Annotated in this window: 2 protein-coding genes; both read right to left on the reverse strand. The window is 48.8% G+C overall.

Annotation, left to right across the window (positions count from 1 at the left end; translation table 11 throughout):
* Positions 1-9 precede the first annotated feature (9 nt).
* Positions 10-258 (reverse strand): hypothetical protein, encoded by a 249-nt coding sequence (locus IE083_RS15730; protein ID WP_189354973.1) that lies wholly within the window; start codon positions 256-258, stop codon positions 10-12.
* Positions 251-535 (reverse strand): hypothetical protein (locus tag IE083_RS15735; RefSeq protein WP_229799812.1); only part of this gene is annotated, 285 nt, incomplete at its 5' end. The genes IE083_RS15730 and IE083_RS15735, both read right to left, overlap by 8 nt.

The raw sequence follows: 535 nt of genomic DNA on the forward strand, positions 1-535 counted from the left end.
AAAACCTGATCATGGGGATTGGAGGGGGCGGTGGATAGGTGGACGGGCTGGACGCTTACGTACCACCTCGCGTGGCTGAAGGTACTTACGCTTCTTATCTGAACGCAAACCATAACAGAAGGCACCAATATCATGATATTTGGCGCCGATTTTCAGGATAGCCTGCTCTGGATGCAGAATACGGAGACTTTTGGCAAGCGGCAGTTCGATAATGACGGTCGGACGTATGGCTTGGATGGGCTCAACAAGCTTACTCATCAGCTACGTCCATGCCATTCATTGCCTGTTCAACCCATTCTTGCAACTGTTTACCATAGTCGTTTATAGCCTGATAGATGGTATCCATTTGGCCATGGTAATTGAGGTACAGATCTGTGGTGACAAAGCTTTCATGCCAAAGCAGATCCTTCACAATTATTCGTGCCCGGCTGAGAGTGATTGTTCCCTTTTGCACTAATCCCATCAGTCGTTCGGTTGCGTTCATCCCAAAGCTGGCTCGAAGGTCGTGGATACGGTAGTGGAAATGCTTGTCTGA

This window comes from Vogesella fluminis (assembly GCF_014652335.1).
GTDB lineage: Bacteria > Pseudomonadota > Gammaproteobacteria > Burkholderiales > Chromobacteriaceae > Vogesella > Vogesella fluminis.